Raw genomic sequence first — 16,391 nt, 5'->3', positions numbered from 1 at the left:
GCTGTGAGCGATCGACCGTGACGCCAGGGGCGATCGGGGTCGTAGAGTCAGCGGCGTAACAGATCAATTCGGCTAGTGCCTATTACCAGGGGGCGGCGTGGACAGGACCGTGCAGGCGTGGGTGGACGGGTGGATCGTGTCGCGCGGGGCCGCTCCGCCCGTGACCGAGCCGTGGGGCTGCACGATCGACGTGGGGGCGAACGGCCACGTCACACGGCATGTGTTCGGCGCGACCGGCGACGACCTCGACGAGACGTCCGTCCGGAAGGTGGCCGGCGCGGTGACCGGGGCCGGCGTGTGGCTGAAGGCGTTCCGGGACCCGTCGGTGGTCGCCGGCTGGCTGGACGACAGCTGGTGGATCGACCCCGAGCCCGGTTATCTGATGAGGGTCCCGCTGACAGACCACGGCGCTCCGGACGTGCCCGACGGCTACCGGCTGCGCAGCTGGTCGCGCGGCGGAGTGACGCGAGTGATGGTGGCCGCCCCGGACGGTTCGCTCGCAGCGCGCGGCCAGATGGCCCCGACCGGCGCCACCGCCGTCGCCGACCAGATCGAGACGGCCCCCGGGCATCGCCGCAGGGGTCTCGGCAGCTTCGTCATGCGGACGCTGCAGAGCGCCGCCGCCCGGCAAGGGGCACGGACCGGCGTCCTCGCCGGTACGCCCGCGGGGCGAGGGCTCTACGAGGCGCTGGGCTGGGAAGTCGTGGCCCCGCTCACCAGCGCGAAGCACGAACCACGGACCTGAACGGCCTCGGGTTCAGCCCCGGGCCGGTCCGATCGGGCCGGTGCGCCTCCCCCGCCACCGCCGCAGCACCGGCCAGGTCGCGACACCGATGGCCAGGGCGATCAGATGCCCCCAGTTCGTCATCGGGTCGGTGAGGGCGAGCAGGTCCTGGAGCAGCATCCCGCCGAAGCCGGCCAGCAGCGGCACACGCAGCCAGAGAGGCAGCAGTCCGGCCAGGGCGCCGGTGCCGGCGGCGACACCGAAGCTGACGCCGTAGTCGAGCCGGTGCAGCGAACTCTCGGGAAGCTGCCCGGCCAGCACCGCGAGCCCGACCGGCACCTCGGTCGCCAGGGTGGCGAGGACGTGCCCGAGCAGGAAGACACCGGCCGTGCGCAGGCCGCCGATCCGCCGTTCCAGCGCGGTCAGCACGAGCACGAACCCGATCGCGAACGGCGAGGCCACCCCGCCCGCGAGCCACAGCGCGCTGCCGACCAGCACCAGCTCCGGCGTCCGCACCAGGTGCGCCACATCCGTACTGGAGCCCTGGAGCAGGGCGTGCACCAGCGCGGGGTCCGCGTACGCGGAGAACAGCGAGGTCAGGCAGAGGACGATCCCGTACCCGAACGTGAACGGCGTGCCCGTGGGAGTGGGGAGCAGCCGCCACACCCGCGGCGCCCGAAGCCGAGGCCGGGGCTTCTCCACCGCGGCGGACTCTCGCCCGTCCGGGCCCACGGTCCCGCACGGCAGCGGGCCGCCGGCCCGCTGCCGCGGCACCCCGTCCAGCAGCGCCGTCACGTCGGAAACGGGCGCGCCCGTCGGCGTCGGCGTGGCCGTCTCGTCGGCCGGCGCGGTGCGATCCACGGCGGGCGCTCCTTCCGTCATGCCCCACCCTTCGCGCACCTTTGCCCCCTGTCTGTGACCGGCGCCACGCGAGAGCCGATTCACAGCAACCTGACAGCAGCGTGCCGCGTCCCCGGCCGGCCTCTCCGTATTGCTTGGCGCCGGACGCCCCTCACCTGCCAGGATGCTCGGATGCCCACCTCGAACGACATCCCCCTCGTGCTGGACCGTCGCGAGGGCCCGCACGGCGAGGTCGTGCTGCGACGGCACGGCGACCGGCTGGAGATCATCGCGAACGGCTGCTTCCTGATGGACACCTCCGACGGCCGCTCCGAGCGGCGGCTGGTCGACGCGGCCCTGGACGCCCTGGCGGGCCGGGACCGCCCGGACGTGCTGATCGGCGGACTCGGCGTCGGCTTCTCCCTCGCCCACGCGGCGGCGAACCCGCGCTGGGGAGGGATCACGGTCGTGGAACGCGAGCACGCGATTGTCGAGTGGCACCTCGACGGCCCGCTCCGCGCGTTCTCCGCCGAGGCCCTCGCCGACCCCCGCACGGAAATCGTCGAAGCCGATCTCGTGGCCTACGTCAATGAGACATCCGCCACGTACGACGCCCTGTGCCTCGACATCGACAACGGCCCCGGCTGGACCGTCACGGAGGGCAACGAAATTCTCTATGGAGAGGCCGGACTGGCAAGCTGCGTACGGGTGTTGAGGCCCGGCGGGGTGCTCGCCGTCTGGTCCGCCCAGCCCTCACCGGAATTCGAAGAAACCCTGCGGAATGTCGGGTTCCAACAGGTGCGTACCGAAGAGATCCCGGTTGCCCGGGGCGTTCCGGACGTCGTGCACCTCGGCATCAGCCCTGGATAGCAAAGGTGTGCTGACTCCCCGTACGCTGCTCCTCTGACGCCGATCATTCAAGCGTCAATCGCAACCATGCGCAGACCGAGGAATCACCCCACTGATTCCGGAAAGCACACCCCAGGGGCGGGCGATGGAGCAGACACACACCTCCCACAACGGTTCGGCGACGGCTACACCGGGCGCACAGCGCCGGGTTCTCGTCGTCGAGGACGACGCCACGATCGTGGATGCCATCGCGACCCGCCTGCGAGCCGAGGGATTCCTCGTGCAAACAGCGGGTGACGGTCCGGCCGCCGTCGACACGGCCGAGGCCTGGCAGCCCGACCTGCTGATCCTCGACATCATGCTGCCCGGCTTCGACGGTCTGGAGGTCTGCCGGCGCGTGCAGGCCGCCCGCCCGGTGCCGGTGCTGATGCTCACCGCACGCGACGACGAGACCGACATGCTGGTCGGGCTCGGCGTCGGCGCCGACGACTACATGACGAAGCCGTTCTCGATGCGGGAACTGGCGGCGCGCGTGCACGTGCTGCTGCGCCGCGTGGAGCGGGCCGCGCTGGCCGCCGCGACGCCGCGCAGCGGCATCCTGCGCCTCGGCGAACTGGAGATCGACCACGCGCAGCGCCGAGTCCGGGTGCGGAGTGAGGATGTCCACCTCACGCCGACCGAGTTCGACCTGCTGGTGTGCCTGGCGAACACCCCGCGCGCGGTGCTCTCCCGCGAGCAGCTGCTGGCCGAGGTCTGGGACTGGGCGGACGCCTCCGGTACCCGGACCGTCGACAGCCACATCAAGGCGCTGCGCCGGAAGATCGGCGCCGAGCGGATCCGTACGGTGCACGGCGTGGGCTACGCCCTGGAGACCCCGACGCCATGAGCGGCGGGCCGGCCGCACGGAGAAACCCCGGGGAGCCGGAACCCTGGGGCGGGGTGAGCCCGTTCTCGATCAAGACCAAGCTGGGCGCGCTGGTCGTCATCTCGGTGCTGATCACCACGGGCCTGTCGGTGATCGCGGTGCACACGAAGACGGAGCTGCGCTTCATCACGGTCTTCTCGATGATCGCCACACTGCTCATTACGCAGTTCGTGGCCCATTCGCTCACCGCGCCGCTGGACGAGATGACGGCCGTGGCCCGTTCGATCTCGCAGGGCGACTACACCCGCCGGACGCGGGAGAACCGCCGTGACGAGCTGGGCGACCTGGCCGTGACGATCAACGCCATGGCCGACGAGCTGGAGGCGCAGGACAGCCAGCGCAAGGAACTCGTGGCGAACGTCTCGCACGAGCTGCGCACACCCATCGCCGGCCTGCGCGCGGTGCTGGAGAACATCGTCGACGGCGTCACGCAGGCCGACCCGGAGACGATGCGCACGGCGCTGAAGCAGACCGAGCGGCTCGGCCGGCTGGTGGAGACGCTGCTGGACCTGTCCCGCCTGGACAACGGCGTCGTACCGCTGAAACAGCGGCGGTTCGAGGTGTGGCCGTATCTGTCCGGCGTACTGAAGGAGGCCAACATGGTCGCCTCCGTGCGCGCGGGCATCGCCACCGGCTCGGGCAGTCACACCCGTACGGACGTCCATCTGCACCTCGACGTCCACCCGCCGGAGTTGACCGCGCACGCCGACCCGGAGCGCATCCACCAGGTCGTGGCCAACCTCATCGACAACGCGGTCAAGCACAGCCCGCCGCACGGCCGTGTGACGGTCAAGGCGCGGCGCGGCGCGCTGCCGGAGTCGCTGGAGCTGGAAGTCCTGGACGAGGGCCCCGGTATTCCGAAGTCCGAGTGGCACCGCGTCTTCGAGCGGTTCAACCGCGGCAACGTCAAACGGCCGCAGGGGCCAGGGAGCGACGGCGGTACGGGTCTCGGGCTGGCCATCGCGCGCTGGGCGGTGGATCTGCACGGCGGGCGGATCGGAGTGGCCGAATCCGAGCGTGGTTGCCGGATTCTTGTCACTCTTCCGGGACTTCCATCTCTGCCAAGTTGACGTAAAGTTCGAAGCGGAGCCACAAGATCCACGGGCGTCCGCACTGACGGACACGTGTGATCAGGCACAGGCCCGCGCCGTCGGCGCACGAGGCCCTGCCGCGCCCTTCCCTCTTTAAGCGGAACCACGCTTGTTTCCCGCCATTTCAAGCCCCGAAACACAGTTCAAGATGTGACTTGCGCGACGTTGAACGGGCCCGACCTGACCTACCCGGTCCAGGGGGCGTAGCCTTGATTCCCGCTGTCCATCATCTTGTGAAGCGGAAGAGGGCGGTTGCCGCCGTGTCGCCACAGTCCCCCAGTAACTCGAGCATCTCGACCGACACCGACCAAGCGGGGAAGAACCCTGCTGCGTCGTTCGGTGCCAACGAGTGGCTCGTCGACGAGATCTATCAGCAGTACCTCCAGGACCCGAATTCGGTAGACCGAGCCTGGTGGGACTTCTTCGCCGACTACAAGCCGGGGGCGGCTGCCGCCTCGGCTCCGGCGGGTACCGCGGCCGCGGGGGCCGCGGGGACCACCGCTCAGCCGGCGGCCCCTGCCGCACCCGCCCAGGCCGCGGCCCCCGCCCCGGCGGCCCCGAAGCCCGCGGCCGCCGCGCCGGCTCCCGCCCAGGCGAAGCCCGCCGCGCAGGCACCGGCTCAGGCTCCCGCCCAGGCCCAGGCCCAGGCACCGGCTCCGGCGAAGGCCGCCCCGGCCGCCAAGCCCGCCGCCGCGAAGCCGAAGGCCGAGCCCGCCGCCGAGGCCCCCTCGGGCCCCGAGCAGGTCGTGCTGCGCGGTCCCGCCGCCGCGGTCGCGAAGAACATGGACGCCTCCCTGGAGCTGCCCACGGCCACGTCCGTGCGCGCGGTCCCGGTGAAGCTGCTGTTCGACAACCGCATCGTCATCAACAACCACCTCAAGCGGGCGCGTGGCGGGAAGATCTCCTTCACGCACCTCATCGGCTACGCGATGGTCCAGGCCATCAAGGCGATGCCGGCGATGAACTACTCGTTCGCGAAGGTGGACGGCAAGCCGACCCTGGTCAAGCCGGACCACGTCAACCTCGGCCTCGCCATCGACCTGGTCAAGCCGAACGGCGACCGCCAGCTGGTCGTCGCGGCGATCAAGAAGGCCGAGACGCTGAACTTCTTCGAGTTCTGGCAGGCCTACGAGGACATCGTCCGCCGCGCCCGCGACGGCAAGCTGACGATGGACGACTTCTCCGGGGTCACGGTCTCCCTGACCAACCCCGGCGGCCTCGGCACGGTCCACTCGGTGCCGCGTCTGATGCCCGGCCAGTCCGTGATCATGGGCGTCGGCTCCATGGACTACCCGGCGGAGTTCCAGGGCACCTCCCAGGACACCCTGAACAAGCTCGGCATCTCGAAGGTCATGACGCTCACGTCGACCTACGACCACCGGGTGATCCAGGGCGCCGCCTCCGGCGAGTTCCTCCGCCAGGTCGCGAACCTCCTGCTCGGCGAGAACAACTTCTACGACGAGATCTTCGAGGCGCTGCGCATCCCCTACGAGCCGGTCCGCTGGCTCAAGGACATCGACGCCAGCCACGACGACGACGTCACGAAGGCCGCCCGTGTCTTCGAGCTGATCCACTCCTACCGGGTCCGCGGCCACGTCATGGCCGACACCGACCCGCTGGAGTACCAGCAGCGCAAGCACCCCGACCTGGACATCACCGAGCACGGGCTCACCCTGTGGGACCTGGAGCGCGAGTTCGCCGTCGGCGGCTTCGCCGGCAAGTCGATGATGAAGCTGCGCGACATCCTCGGCGTCCTGCGCGACTCGTACTGCCGCACCACCGGCATCGAGTTCATGCACATCCAGGACCCGAAGCAGCGCAAGTGGATCCAGGACCGGGTGGAGCGCCCGCACTCCAAGCCGGAGCGCGAGGAGCAGCTGCGCATCCTGCGCCGCCTGAACGCGGCGGAGGCCTTCGAGACCTTCCTGCAGACGAAGTACGTCGGCCAGAAGCGCTTCTCCCTGGAGGGCGGCGAGTCCGTCATCCCGCTGCTCGACGCGGTGCTGGACTCGGCCGCCGAGTCCCGCCTGGACGAGGTCGTCGTCGGCATGGCCCACCGCGGCCGGCTGAACGTCCTGGCCAACATCGTCGGCAAGTCGTACGCCCAGATCTTCCGCGAGTTCGAGGGCAACCTCGACCCGAAGTCGATGCACGGCTCCGGTGACGTGAAGTACCACCTGGGCGCCGAGGGCACCTTCACGGGTCTGGACGGCGAGCAGATCAAGGTCTCCCTGGTCGCGAACCCGTCGCACCTCGAAGCCGTCGACCCGGTCCTGGAGGGCGTCTCCCGCGCCAAGCAGGACATCATCGGCAAGGGCGGCACGGACTTCACGGTCCTGCCGGTGGCGATCCACGGCGACGCGGCCTTCGCGGGCCAGGGCGTGGTGGCCGAGACCCTGAACATGTCGCAGCTGCGCGGCTACCGCACCGGCGGCACGGTCCACATCGTCATCAACAACCAGGTCGGCTTCACCGCGGCCCCCGAGTCCTCGCGCTCGTCGATGTATGCGACGGACGTGGCGAGGATGATCGAGGCCCCGATCTTCCACGTGAACGGCGACGACCCGGAGGCCGTGGTCCGCGTGGCCCGCCTGGCCTTCGAGTTCCGCCAGGCGTTCAACAAGGACGTGGTGATCGACCTCATCTGCTACCGCCGCCGCGGTCACAACGAGTCGGACAACCCGGCCTTCACCCAGCCGCTGATGTACGACCTGATCGACAAGAAGCGCTCGGTGCGCAAGCTCTACACCGAGTCCCTCATCGGTCGCGGCGACATCACCCTGGAAGAGGCCGAGCAGGCGCTCCAGGACTACCAGGGCCAGCTGGAGAAGGTCTTCACGGAGGTCCGCGAGGCCACCTCGCAGCCGTCCGCCGTGGAGCCCTCCGACCCGCAGGCCGAGTTCCCGGTCGCCGTGAACACCGCGGTGACCTCGGAGGTCGTCAAGCGGATCGCCGAGTCCCAGGTCAACATCCCCGACCACATCACCGTCCACCCGCGCCTGCTGCCGCAGCTCCAGCGCCGGGCGTCGATGGTCGAGGACGGCACGATCGACTGGGGCATGGGCGAGACCCTCGCCGTCGGCTCCCTCCTCCTGGAGGGCGTCCCGGTCCGTCTGGCCGGCCAGGACTCGCAGCGCGGTACGTTCGGCCAGCGCCACGCGGTCATCATCGACCGCAGCACGGGCGACGAGTACACGCCGCTGCAGTACCTCTCCGAGGACCAGGCGCGGCTCAACGTCTACAACTCGCTCCTCTCCGAGTACGCGGCGATGGGCTTCGAGTACGGCTACTCGCTGGCCCGCCCCGAGGCGCTCGTGATGTGGGAGGCGCAGTTCGGCGACTTCGTCAACGGCGCGCAGACGGTCGTGGACGAGTTCATCTCGTCGGCCGAGCAGAAGTGGGCCCAGACCTCCGGCGTCGTCCTGCTCCTGCCGCACGGCTACGAGGGCCAGGGCCCGGACCACTCCTCGGCCCGCCCGGAGCGCTTCCTCCAGATGTGCGCCCAGAACAACATGACGGTCGCCATGCCGACGTCGCCGTCGAACTACTTCCACCTCCTGCGGTGGCAGGTGCACAACCCGCACCACAAGCCGCTGGTGGTCTTCACGCCGAAGTCGATGCTGCGCCTGAAGGCGGCGGCCTCGAAGGCGGAGGAGTTCACGACCGGCCAGTTCCAGCCGGTCATCGGCGACCCGTCGGTGGACGCGGCCGCGGTCAAGAAGGTCGTCTTCTGCGCCGGCAAGGTCTACTACGACCTGGAGGCCGAGCGTCAGAAGCGCGGCGTTACGGACACGGCGATCATCCGCATCGAGCGCCTGTACCCGCTGCCGGGTACCGAGCTCCAGGCGGAGATCAAGAAGTACCCGAACGCCGAGAAGTACCTGTGGGCCCAGGAGGAGCCGGCGAACCAGGGTGCCTGGCCGTTCATCGCGCTCAACCTGATCGACCACCTGGACCTGGCGGTCGGCGCGGACGTCCCGCACGGCGAGCGCCTGCGCCGCATCTCGCGCCCGCACAGCTCGTCCCCGGCGGTCGGTTCCGCGAAGCGGCACCAGGCCGAGCAGGAGCAGCTGGTGCGTGAGGTGTTCGACGCGTAAGCGCCCTCGCGCGTCCTGTGTGACCGGGCCGCATCCCCGCTTCGGGGGTGCGGCCCGGCCGTTTGCGCGCACATATCCTTGACGGCATGTACTTCACGGACCGTGGCATCGAGGAACTGGAGAAGCGGCGCGGCGAGGAGGAGGTCACCTTCGAGTGGCTGGCCGAGCAGCTGCGGACATTCGTCGATCTCAACCCCGACTTCGAGGTGCCGGTGGAGCGACTGGCCACGTGGCTGGCACGGCTGGACGACGAGGACGACGAGTAGACGAGCGGGGGACCCACCGGGGCCGGGCGGAGCTTGGCCGGCTGGCGGCGTGGCGGAGCCGGGCTGGGAGCCGGGCGTGGCGGAGCCGGGGCCGACTTGGCGGAGCCGGGCGTGGCGGAGCCGGGGCCGGCTTGGCGGAGCCGGGCGTGGCGGAGCCGGGCTGGCGTGGCGGGCGTGGCAGAGCCGGGTCGTGGACGTCGGAGCGGGGCCGGGCCGCCGGAGCCCTGTGGGAGCCCGGGGAGCCCGAACCGGAACGCCCGAGCCGCGCAGCAGCCGGGACCGGGCCGCCGGGCCCCGTGGGAGCTAGGGCCGGAACGCCCGAGCCCCGCAGGAGCCGGAACCAGCACGCCCGAGCCACACGAGAGCCGGGACCGGAACGCCCGAGCCCCGCAGGAGCCGGAACCAGCACGCCCAAGCCCCGCAGGAGCCGGGCCGGGGCGCCAGACCCCGTGGGAGCAAGGGCCAGGCCGCCAGAGCCCCCCGGGGCCCGAAACGGGCCCTCCCCAGCCGCACGAGAGCCGGGGCCGTGCCGCCGGACCCCGTGGGAGCTAGGGCCGGAACGCCCGAGCCCCGCAGGGCCCGGAACCGGCACGCCGAACCGCACGGGAGCCGGGCCGGGGCGCCTGAGTCCGCAAGAACCGGAACCTGCACGCCCGAGCCGCACGGGAGCCGGGCCGAAACGCCCGAGCCCCGCAGAACCCGGAACCAGCACGCCCAAGCCCCGCAGGAGCCGGGCCGGGGCGCCAAGGTCGCGCGGGATCCTGGATTCGCGCCGTCCGGTGATCAGTCGCGCGGGTGCGTGACGGCGTAGGCCAGACCCAGGGCGCCATGGGCCATGAGCAGCGCTCCGGCTGTGGCCCAGCCCCAGCCGCCGCTGGGACGCCGGAGCCCCCACGCGATGAGCGGGACGCCCACCGCCAGCTGGGCGAGGGCCAGGGCACGGGCCCTGGGGCCGCCGGTCCAGGGCATCCAGGGGCCCAGGCGGCTGTGGTCGACGGTGTCGCGCTCCGCGACGGCCTCGCGCCAGCCCGGCCATTCGACCGGGAGGCTGTCCGGCTGGAGCGCGGCCGCTTCCCGGAGGCGATCGGCGGGCTCGCCGGGGGCGAGTTCCGGGGGCAGCGAGACGCCCACGCGCGCGAGGACCGCCAGCAGGCCGCGCAGACGGGTGCGGGCGTCGGCGCGGGAGTCGGGCTGCGTCAGCTGGTCGAGGGTCTGGAGGTCCAGGACGGGGTCGAGGCCCATGCGCGCGGCGAAGGTGCGCATCGCCTCCTCCTCCCCCGCCGGGAGGCCGCTCGCGAGCCAGACGAATCCCACCGGGCGGCGGAAGCCGGACGCGAGCGTGAAGCCCGCGTGGTCGGCGTCCCACCACAGGGCGAGAACGGGCCAGGGCGCGCCAACGGCGAGGGCCGTGGCCCAGCCGGTGACCACGCGGTCGACGGGCTCGCCGGCATCGCGCCAGGGTCCGCCCTCGGGGACGAGAACACTCCATTCGTCGCCCGCCCGGGTGAGCTGCATACGCTCCCGCAGCAGGTGGGCGACGGGGGCGACGGCCCCGGGCACCGCGCGGCACAGCAGCAGCGCCCCAGTGGCGGGACCGGTGCGGTCGGCTTCCGTCGGCATGATCACACGCTAGGGCGAATCACTGCACTTCGAGCACTTTTGTACGCCTCGACGTCCCCAGAACGAGTGTCTTGACTTTCCCCCACCACGATATATCGTGATTGACAGAAGACGCGATATGGCGCGTCACGCCGGGGAGGTCTGCCCATGTCCGAGTGGTCTGTCGCGGAGCCGAGGAAACTCACCTTCGACGAGCCCGTGAGCGAGCTGCACGTACGCCTCGTCAACGGAACGGTGAACGTGGTGAGCACCGACGAAGGTTCCGCCCGCCTGGAGGTCTCCGAGATCGAGGGACCACCCCTGGTCGTGACCCGGCAGGGCGGCACCCTGACGGTGGCCTACGAGGATCTGCCCTGGAAGGGCTTCCTCAAGTGGCTGGACCGCAAGGGCTGGCGCCGCAGCGCGGTGGTCTCCCTGGCCGTCCCGGCCTCCACCCGGGTGGAGGTGGGGGTCGTCGGCGCGGCAGCCGTGATCTCCGGGATCGAGGGACCGACGGCGGTGAAGGGCGTCACGGGCGACACGACCCTCGTGGGCCTCTCCGGCCCGGTCCGCGCCGACACGGTCTCCGGGAATGTGGAGGCCCAGGACGTGACCGGCGACCTCCGGTTCAACTCCGTCTCGGGCGACCTCACTGTGGTCGAGGGCTCCGGCTCCTCCGTGCGGGCCGATTCGGTCAGCGGCTCCATGATCGTCGACCTCGACCCGGAGGGCCCCACGGACGTGCGGCTGACCAGCGTCTCGGGCGAGATCGCGATCCGGCTGCCGTACCCGGCGGACGCGGAGGTCGAGGCCAATACGGCGAGCGGCGCCATCTCCAACGCCTTCGACGGGCTGCGGGTGCACGGCCAGTGGGGCGCCCACAAGATCACGGGCCGTCTGGGCGCGGGCACGGGCAAGCTGCGAGCGACGACGGTCTCCGGCTCGATCGCCCTGCTGCGCCGCCCCTCCAGGGAGGACGAGCCCGAGGAACCGTGGGACACCCGGCCCGGCACCGGCACCGGCACCGGCACCTCGCCGGCCGACCCGCAGGACGACCCGCAGGCCGGCTCGGGAGACAATTCCGTCTCCGGCCGGGGCGCCGCCGACGCCGGCACCCCGGCCGACGGTACGACCGACAAGAAGGTGCTCTGACATGCCCCCCGTCTTCGCCCACGGCCGCCTCCGCCTCTACCTGCTGAAGCTGCTGGACGAGGCCCCCCGACACGGTTACGAGGTGATCCGCCTCCTCGAGGAGCGTTTCCAGGGGCTGTACGCACCGTCGGCGGGCACGGTCTACCCGCGCCTCGCCAAGCTGGAGGCCGAGGGCCTGGTCACCCACACCACCGAGGGCGGCCGCAAGGTCTACTCGATCACGGACGCGGGCCGCGCCGAACTGGCCGACCGCAGCGGCGAGCTGGCCGACCTGGAGCTGGAGATCCGGGAGTCCGTCGCGGAACTGGCGGCGGAGATCCGCGCCGACGTGCGCGGGGCCGCCGGCGACCTGCGCCGCGAGATGCGCGCCGCGGCGACCGAGGCCCGCCGGGAGACCGGCACCAGGCCCCGTGGCACGGAGGACGCCCCCTTCGGGGACTTCGGGCAGTACGGCGACAAGGAGGCCTGGCGCGTCGCCAAGGAGGAGATGCGGCGCGCCAGGCAGGAGTGGAAGGAACAGGCGCGCCGCGCCAAGGACGAGAGCCGCCGCGCCCGCGAGGACGCCCAGCGCGCCCGCCGCCAGGCGAAGGAGGCCCAGGAACAGGCCCGTGCCCAGGCCCAGGAGCAGGTGCAGCGCATCGCACGCCGGGTCCAGGAGCAGGTCCAGGACCACTTCTCCCGCGGCGACTGGCCCACGGGACTGCGCGAGGGCCTGAGCGAACTGGCCAAGGAGGTCGGCGAGTTCGGCAAGGACTACGGCAAGGACTTCGGCTTCGACTGGACCGGCACCGGCAAGCCGACCCCACAGCCGACTCCCTCACAGCCCGCCGAGGACTTCCCGGCCTCCTACGAACCCGCCTGGGCCCACGAGGACGCCACGGATTCCACCGGCGACCCCGCCCGCGACCTTGACCGCCTGCTCGACCGCTTCCGGGACGACATCCGCGACGCGGCCCGCGACCACGGCGTCACCCCCGACCAACTGCGCGACGCCCGCCGCCATCTGTCGACGGCGGCGGCCCACATAGGAGCCCTGCTGCGCGCCCCGAAGAAGTAAGCGGCCGGATCCCCGCCCTCACCCGGCCTTGGCCTCGCCGCCGCCCCCGTACAGCACCCGCACCAGGGACTCGTACGTCACCCCGTGGTCGGCGAGGACCTCGGCCGGCACGCCGGGACGCATAGTCAGGGCGAGCAGGATGTGCTCGTCCCCGATATACCGGTCCCGCTGGGCGAGGGCGACCCGCAAGGAGCGCTCCAGAACGTCCTTGGCTCCGCGCCCGAAGGAGGCCCGCCCCGACCACCACCCCTTGTCCTTCCGGTCACCGGCCATGGCACCGGCCCCGTGCACCTCCTCGACACGGGCGACGATCTCCTCCACATCGATCCCGAGCCCGGCGAGCGCGTCGGTCTCCGCCTGCGACAGCCCGGCCCGCCGCCGCGCCGCCCCCAGCGCCTGCCGCACGGACTCCCTCCGCTCGGCGAGCCCGAGAGCTGCGAGCGCGAACGAGCCGCGACTGCCCTCCCGATCGAGCAGCGCGAGCAACAGGTGCTCCGGCTCCACGACCTGCCCGCCACCCCCGCCCTCCACATGAGCGAACGCGCCCTTGACCACGCTCCGGGCGTCCTTGGTGAACCGCTCGAACATCAATGCCTCCCGTACTTCTTGTGCACGGCCTGCCTGCTCACACCGAGTTCGGTGGCGATCTCCTGCCACGACCAGCCCTGGTGGCGCGCATTGCGCACCTGTACGGCTTCCAGCTGCTCCAGCAGTCTGCGCAGGGCGGCGACGGCCCGCAGGCCGACCCGTGGATCACGGTCGCCCGCACGCTCGGCCAGATCGGTTGCTTCGGTCATGACGTCAACCTACGTTGACAGCACTCTCCCGTCAACCCCAGTTGACAAACCAACGGCCGGCCCGAACCCGGACCGGCCGTCAGCACATTTCAGTTCAGCAGCAACTACGGATTGGTGAGCACGACCTTCCCGAACTGCTCACCGGACGCCAGCCGTTCGAAGCCTTCCCGCGCACGGTCCATCGGCAGCACCTCGTCGATGACGGGCCGCACTCCGGTGGCGGCGCAGAACGCGAGCAGATCCTCCAGCTCGTCCTTGGTGCCCATCGTGGACCCGACGACCTTGAGCTCCAGGAAGAAGATCCGGGTGAGTTCGGCATGCGGGGGCCGGTCGCCACTGGTGGCACCGGAAATCACCAGCGTGCCGCCGGGCTTCAGCGACTTGACGGAGTGCGACCAGGTGGCGGCGCCGACGGTCTCGATCACCGCGTCCACCCGCTGCGGCAACCGCGCCCCCGACTCCAGAGCCTCCACGGCCCCCAGCTCCACGGCCCGCTTCCGCTTGGCCTCGTCCCGGCTCGTGGCGAAGACCCGGAGCCCCGCCGCCTTCCCCAGCACGATGGCGGCCGTGGCGACACCACCGCCGGCGCCCTGCACGAGCACGGAGTCACCGGGCCGGACGCCGGCGTTGGTGAACAGCATCCGGTACGCGGTAAGCCACGCCGTGGGCAGACAGGCGGCCTCCTCGAAGGAGAGTTCCTTGGGCTTGGGCAGGAGGTTCCAGGTCGGGACGGCGACCTGCTCGGCGAAGGTGCCCTGGTAGCGCTCGGTGAGGATGGAACGGGGTTCCTTCGGGCCGACCCCGTGCCCGCTCTGTCCGATCACCGAGTGAAGGACGACCTCGTTGCCGTCCTCGTCGACACCGGCGGCGTCACAGCCGAGGATCATCGGCAGCTTGTCCTCTGCGAGGCCGACGCCGCGCAGGGACCACAGGTCGTGATGGTTGAGGGAGGCGGCCTTGACCGTGACGGTGCTCCAGCCGGGGCGGGCCTCGGGAGCCGGACGCTCTCCCAACTCCAGGCCGGCCAGTGGCTGGTCGCGGTCGATTCGAGCGGCGTAGACAGCGAACATGACCTCGACGATAGGTTCCGGACCAACTGCACGGAACCACCAACCCCTGTGAGACACACCCTCTTGCCACACGCTCAGCACCGGTGCACAGCCCGGACGGGCCGAGACGCACGCGCACCCGCCGACGGCGAGAAGGGGACGTGTCGGGGGGTGTCCGCCCGCAGCGGTTGGCGCGTCAACGGGGAGTCAGTCGGTACGCAACCCCATCGCGCCGTTCCGAGGACGGACACCCCCCGACGCGGCCCCGCCCCACCACCCGGCGTAAGGCGCAGCCGCGCACCCCCACCGAAGCAGCCACAGGCCGCCGCAGGCACCCCGCCCCACCGCCGCAGGCACCCGCCCCACCACCGGAGGCACCCGCACCACCCGGACAGCCGCACACCACCCGGACAGCCGCACCCAAAGAAATGACCCCGCCCATTCCCGGACGGGGCCACTCACATCACCGCGCAACGCGCCACGCGCTACCGCGTCACCGCCGAGCCACACCCTCGGCCCGGGCAGCAGCCGCCACCGCAGCCGTCACCGCCGGCGCGACCCGCTCGTCGAACGGAGACGGGATGACGTAGTCGGCCGCGAGGTCGTCCCCGACCACACCCGCCAGCGCCTCCGCGGCGGCCAGCTTCATCCCCTCCGTGATCCGCGACGCCCGCACCTGCAAGGCACCCGCGAAGATCCCCGGGAACGCCAGCACGTTGTTGATCTGGTTCGGGAAGTCCGACCGCCCGGTAGCCACCACGGCCGCGTACTTGTGCGCGATCTCGGGGTGCACCTCAGGGTTCGGATTCGCCATGGCGAAAACGAACGCCCCCTCGGCCATCGACGCCACCGCGTCCTCCGCCACCGTCCCGCCGGACACCCCGATGAACACATCGGCTCCGGCCAGCGCGACCTCCAGCGACCCGCTGATGCCCGCCTTGTTCGTGAACCCGGCCAGCTCCCGCTTCACCGGCGTCAGATCGTCCCGGTCCGCCGACACGACACCCTTGCGGTCGGCCACCGCGACATCCCCGATCCCGGCCTCGACCAGCATCTTCGCGATCGCGACACCCGCCGCACCGGCGCCGGAGATGACGGCCCGCAGCTCCCCCAGCGCCCGCTTGCTCAGCCGCGCGGCGTTCCGCAGGGCCGCCAGCGTCACCACCGCCGTACCGTGCTGGTCGTCGTGGAAGACGGGGATGTCCAGGCGCTCCTGGAGCTTCCGCTCGATCTCGAAGCACCGCGGCGCCGAGATGTCCTCCAGATTGACTCCGCCGAACGAGGGCGCGAGCCGCACCACCGTCTCGACGATCTCGTCGACGTCCGTGCAGTTCAGCGCGATCGGGACCGCGTCCACGCCGCCGAACTGCTTGAACAGAATCGCCTTGCCCTCCATCACCGGGAGGGAGGCCTCGGGCCCGATGTCACCGAGCCCCAGCACGGCCGTACCGTCCGTCACGACGGCCACGACCGACGACTTCCACGTGTAGTCGTGCACGAGCTCCGGCTGCTCCGCGATCGCGCTGCACACCTTCGCGACGCCGGGCGTGTACGCCAGGGACAGGTCGTCCTTGTCACGGACCGGCACCGTGGCCTGCACGGCCATCTTGCCGCCGCGGTGGAGCGCGAACGCCGGATCGAAGGAGTCGAGGGGCTCCGCACCGCCCTCGTTGCCCGTATGGTCCGTCGTGCTTTCGCTGCGAGGATTGACGATCTCCGCTGCCACTTCGTTTTACCCCTTAAATCTTCATTGGTCTGAGGGTGGCCACTCCTGGTGAGGCGTGGGCGGGACCGCGTACGGCCGTGGTCGTGCTGTGTACGTGCTACGTACGGGCGCATACGCGATGGGCGCGCCGCACACGCGCCCTGAGCCCCGGATGAGGGGTGTAAAGACCCTTCTTACCGGACGGACGGCACCGACGACGAGTCCATAACGCGAAGGTCA

The 16,391-nt window shown here is 71.2% G+C and carries 14 protein-coding genes; 8 read left to right on the top strand and 6 right to left on the bottom strand.

Going from position 1 to position 16,391, the window contains the following annotated elements; translation table 11 throughout:
• Positions 1–97: 97 nt before the first annotated feature.
• On the top strand, positions 98–745 hold the full coding sequence (locus ACH4G3_RS35695) for a GNAT family N-acetyltransferase (protein ID WP_397628361.1): 648 nt from the start codon (positions 98–100) through the stop codon (positions 743–745).
• Positions 746–757: 12 nt separating this feature from the next.
• Here the strand turns inward: ACH4G3_RS35695 and ACH4G3_RS35690 are convergent, their stop codons facing one another.
• Complete coding sequence (locus tag ACH4G3_RS35690) at positions 758–1,585, bottom strand: rhomboid-like protein (RefSeq protein ID WP_397628360.1); 828 nt, start codon at positions 1,583–1,585, stop codon at positions 758–760.
• A 171-nt stretch (positions 1,586–1,756) separates the two neighbouring features.
• On the opposite strand from ACH4G3_RS35690, the gene ACH4G3_RS35685 reads away from it, so the two are divergent.
• From ACH4G3_RS35685 to ACH4G3_RS35665, 5 genes are all read left to right on the top strand, one after another.
• Positions 1,757–2,434, top strand: coding sequence for a spermidine synthase family protein (locus ACH4G3_RS35685; protein WP_397628359.1), 678 nt, complete (start codon positions 1,757–1,759; stop codon positions 2,432–2,434).
• Positions 2,435–2,558: 124 nt separating this feature from the next.
• Positions 2,559–3,299 carry a response regulator transcription factor gene (locus ACH4G3_RS35680; RefSeq protein WP_010040369.1) on the top strand — a complete coding sequence of 247 codons (741 nt, stop codon included), beginning with the start codon at positions 2,559–2,561 and terminating at the stop codon, positions 3,297–3,299.
• Positions 3,296–4,408 (top strand): HAMP domain-containing sensor histidine kinase, encoded by a 1,113-nt coding sequence (locus ACH4G3_RS35675; RefSeq protein ID WP_037672852.1) that lies wholly within the window; start codon positions 3,296–3,298, stop codon positions 4,406–4,408. Before ACH4G3_RS35680 ends, ACH4G3_RS35675 begins: the two co-directional genes overlap by 4 nt.
• Positions 4,409–4,689: 281 nt before the next feature.
• Positions 4,690–8,526 (top strand): multifunctional oxoglutarate decarboxylase/oxoglutarate dehydrogenase thiamine pyrophosphate-binding subunit/dihydrolipoyllysine-residue succinyltransferase subunit, encoded by a 3,837-nt coding sequence (locus ACH4G3_RS35670; RefSeq protein WP_397628358.1) that lies wholly within the window; start codon positions 4,690–4,692, stop codon positions 8,524–8,526.
• Between the two features lie 86 nt (positions 8,527–8,612).
• On the top strand, positions 8,613–8,792 hold the full coding sequence (locus ACH4G3_RS35665; protein ID WP_003992906.1) for a DUF6104 family protein: 180 nt from the start codon (positions 8,613–8,615) through the stop codon (positions 8,790–8,792).
• A gap of 783 nt (positions 8,793–9,575) precedes the next feature.
• Here ACH4G3_RS35665 and ACH4G3_RS35660 read toward each other — a convergent pair.
• Positions 9,576–10,412 (bottom strand): hypothetical protein, encoded by an 837-nt coding sequence (locus tag ACH4G3_RS35660; RefSeq protein ID WP_397628357.1) that lies wholly within the window; start codon positions 10,410–10,412, stop codon positions 9,576–9,578.
• Between the two features lie 147 nt (positions 10,413–10,559).
• Between ACH4G3_RS35660 and ACH4G3_RS35655 the strand changes: the two genes are divergently transcribed.
• A complete protein-coding gene (locus ACH4G3_RS35655; protein WP_397628356.1) occupies positions 10,560–11,543 on the top strand; it encodes a DUF4097 family beta strand repeat-containing protein in 984 nt (327 codons plus the stop codon).
• 1 nt (position 11,544) lies between these two features.
• Positions 11,545–12,600 carry a PadR family transcriptional regulator gene (locus tag ACH4G3_RS35650; RefSeq protein ID WP_397628355.1) on the top strand — a complete coding sequence of 352 codons (1,056 nt, stop codon included), beginning with the start codon at positions 11,545–11,547 and terminating at the stop codon, positions 12,598–12,600.
• Positions 12,601–12,618: 18 nt separating this feature from the next.
• On the opposite strand, the gene ACH4G3_RS35645 is transcribed toward ACH4G3_RS35650, so the two are convergent.
• The 4 genes from ACH4G3_RS35645 to ACH4G3_RS35630 all read right to left on the bottom strand — a co-directional run bounded on the left by ACH4G3_RS35645 (position 12,619) and on the right by ACH4G3_RS35630 (position 16,172).
• The gene (locus ACH4G3_RS35645) at positions 12,619–13,188 is read right to left on the bottom strand and encodes a Clp protease N-terminal domain-containing protein (protein WP_397628354.1); all 570 of its coding nucleotides are present in this window, start codon (positions 13,186–13,188) and stop codon (positions 12,619–12,621) included.
• The gene (locus ACH4G3_RS35640) at positions 13,188–13,397 is read right to left on the bottom strand and encodes a helix-turn-helix domain-containing protein (RefSeq protein ID WP_159535743.1); all 210 of its coding nucleotides are present in this window, start codon (positions 13,395–13,397) and stop codon (positions 13,188–13,190) included. The genes ACH4G3_RS35645 and ACH4G3_RS35640 overlap by 1 nt, the downstream gene beginning before the upstream one ends.
• Before the next feature lie 104 nt (positions 13,398–13,501).
• Positions 13,502–14,467: a zinc-binding dehydrogenase gene (locus tag ACH4G3_RS35635; RefSeq protein WP_397628353.1), complete on the bottom strand. Its 966-nt coding sequence runs from the start codon at positions 14,465–14,467 to the stop codon at positions 13,502–13,504.
• 472 nt (positions 14,468–14,939) lie between these two features.
• Positions 14,940–16,172, bottom strand: coding sequence for an NAD(P)-dependent malic enzyme (locus ACH4G3_RS35630; protein WP_397628352.1), 1,233 nt, complete (start codon positions 16,170–16,172; stop codon positions 14,940–14,942).
• Positions 16,173–16,391: the final 219 nt, after the last annotated feature.

Source organism: Streptomyces afghaniensis (assembly GCF_044327915.1).
Lineage (GTDB): Bacteria > Actinomycetota > Actinomycetes > Streptomycetales > Streptomycetaceae > Streptomyces > Streptomyces afghaniensis.
The sequence above is the reverse complement of the archived record's forward strand: the minus strand, read 5'-3'. Positions and strand labels throughout refer to the sequence as shown.

What these genes read in the sequence shown, in the direction of transcription:
- ACH4G3_RS35685 (WP_397628359.1), top strand. Translation starts at nt 1,757, where the DNA reads ATGCCCACCTCGAACGACATCCCCCTCGTGCTGGACCGTCGCGAGGGC.
- ACH4G3_RS35680 (WP_010040369.1), top strand. Translation starts at nt 2,559, where the DNA reads ATGGAGCAGACACACACCTCCCACAACGGTTCGGCGACGGCTACACCG.
- ACH4G3_RS35675 (WP_037672852.1), top strand. Translation starts at nt 3,296, where the DNA reads ATGAGCGGCGGGCCGGCCGCACGGAGAAACCCCGGGGAGCCGGAACCC.
- ACH4G3_RS35665 (WP_003992906.1), top strand. Translation starts at nt 8,613, where the DNA reads ATGTACTTCACGGACCGTGGCATCGAGGAACTGGAGAAGCGGCGCGGC.
- ACH4G3_RS35660 (WP_397628357.1), bottom strand. Translation starts at nt 10,412, where the DNA reads ATGCCGACGGAAGCCGACCGCACCGGTCCCGCCACTGGGGCGCTGCTG.
- ACH4G3_RS35655 (WP_397628356.1), top strand. Translation starts at nt 10,560, where the DNA reads ATGTCCGAGTGGTCTGTCGCGGAGCCGAGGAAACTCACCTTCGACGAG.
- ACH4G3_RS35650 (WP_397628355.1), top strand. Translation starts at nt 11,545, where the DNA reads ATGCCCCCCGTCTTCGCCCACGGCCGCCTCCGCCTCTACCTGCTGAAG.
- ACH4G3_RS35645 (WP_397628354.1), bottom strand. Translation starts at nt 13,188, where the DNA reads ATGTTCGAGCGGTTCACCAAGGACGCCCGGAGCGTGGTCAAGGGCGCG.
- ACH4G3_RS35640 (WP_159535743.1), bottom strand. Translation starts at nt 13,397, where the DNA reads ATGACCGAAGCAACCGATCTGGCCGAGCGTGCGGGCGACCGTGATCCA.
- ACH4G3_RS35635 (WP_397628353.1), bottom strand. Translation starts at nt 14,467, where the DNA reads ATGTTCGCTGTCTACGCCGCTCGAATCGACCGCGACCAGCCACTGGCC.